The organism is Oerskovia sp. NPDC060287 (assembly GCF_042726775.1).
GTDB classification, from domain to species: Bacteria; Actinomycetota; Actinomycetes; order Actinomycetales; family Cellulomonadaceae; genus Oerskovia; species Oerskovia merdavium.
The window spans coordinates 1-1659 of record NZ_JBHXBO010000399.1 but is presented as its reverse complement, the minus strand read 5'-3'; the positions used below and the strand labels follow the sequence as shown (position 1 = coordinate 1659).

General features: G+C 71.5%; 1 protein-coding gene. It reads right to left on the bottom strand.

Translation table 11 applies throughout. The features are described 5' to 3' along the window. Positions 1 to 48: 48 nt before the first annotated feature. Positions 49 to 1335: a serine hydroxymethyltransferase gene (gene glyA, locus ACFWFR_RS19290; protein WP_377624195.1), complete on the bottom strand. Its 1287-nt coding sequence runs from the start codon at positions 1333 to 1335 to the stop codon at positions 49 to 51. Between the last annotated feature and the right edge of the window lie 324 nt (positions 1336 to 1659).

Below are 1659 nucleotides of genomic sequence, written 5' to 3'. Positions count from 1 at the left end.
CGCCCGGCGAGTCGCACAAGAGCTCCGCACTCAGCGGCTCACGGGTGACTACTGCGACAGACCCGGGTACAGCGGGAAGTCGGCCGTCAGCTTGCGCACGCGAGCGCTCAGGCCCTCGACGTCGGCGCCCGCACCGGCCTTGAGCGTGGCCGCGATGATCTCGGCGACCTCGGTGAACTCCTCGTCGCCGAAGCCACGCGTCGCGAGCGCGGGCGTGCCGATGCGCAGGCCCGAGGTGACGCGCGGGGGGCGCGGGTCGAACGGCACGGCGTTGCGGTTCACGGTGATGCCCACGGCGTGCAGGAGGTCCTCGGCCTGCTGGCCGTCGAGCTCCGAGTGGCGCAGGTCCACGAGCACCAGGTGGACGTCGGTACCGCCCGTGAGGACGGACACGCCCTTCTCGGCGACGTCGGGCTGGGCCAGGCGGTCCGCGATGATGCTCGCGCCGCGCAGCGTGCGCTCCTGACGGTCCTTGAACGCGTCGGTGCCGGCGATCTTGAAGGACACGGCCTTGGCCGCGACGACGTGCATGAGCGGGCCGCCCTGCTGACCCGGGAACACGGCGGAGTCGATCTTCTTGGCGAACTCCTCCTTGGACAGGATGAAGCCCGAGCGGGGGCCGCCGATGGTCTTGTGGACCGTCGAGGACACGACGTCGGCGTAGGGCACCGGGGACGGGTGCAGGCCCGCGGCGACCAGTCCGGCGAAGTGCGCCATGTCGACCCAGAGCTTGGCGCCGACCTCGTCCGCGATCTCGCGGAACGCCGCGAAGTCGATGTGGCGCGGGTACGCGGACCAGCCGGCGATGATCACGTCGGGGCGGGTCTCGAGAGCCGTCTTGCGGACCTCGTCCATCTCGATGCGGTACGACTGCGGGTCCACGCCGTACGCGGACACGTCGTACAGCTTGCCCGAGAAGTTGATCTTCATGCCGTGCGTGAGGTGGCCGCCGTGCGCCAGCTCGAGGCCGAGGATCTTGTCGCCCTTGTTGATGAGGGCGTGCAGCACGGCCGCGTTGGCGGTCGCACCCGAGTGGGGCTGGACGTTGGCGTGCTCGGCGCCGAACAGCGACTTGGCGCGCGCGATCGCGAGGTTCTCGGCGACGTCGACCTGCTCGCAGCCGCCGTAGTAGCGGCGGCCCGGGTAGCCCTCGGCGTACTTGTTCGTCAGGACCGAGCCCTGCGCCTGCAGGACGGCGCGCGGCACGAAGTTCTCCGACGCGATCATCTCGAGGGTGTCTCGCTGGCGGGCGAGCTCCCCGTCGAGGACCGCGGCGATCTCCGGGTCGACCTCGAGCAGGGACTGGTTCAGGACGTTGTCCGGCTGGGCGCTCATGCGTCTCCTTGGGTTCTGTCTGCGGATGACGGTCTCGTGGGGAGGCGTGCTCTATCCGGGCACGTCCCCACAGGGGGCGACCCGGGGCCCAGGCGAACGACCCGTCGTCTACACAGCATGCCGCTCCCCGGTGGTGATCCACCATCCCCGTCCGTCCCGTGGCCTCCCCGGAGGGCGGCGTGCGGGGCGCGGGTGCGCCAGTCGCGACGTGCACGATCCTAGCCCACGTCGGTGGGCCGCGGCAGGTGGTCCGTGTCACGCAGGGTCACGGCCGCACCGGGCCCCCGGCACAGCACAGCGGGGTGGGGGGGGGGGGGGGCGCGG

Coding starts and splice junctions, on each gene's coding strand:
- glyA (WP_377624195.1), bottom strand. CDS start 1,335: ATGAGCGCCCAGCCGGACAACGTCCTGAACCAGTCCCTGCTCGAGGTC.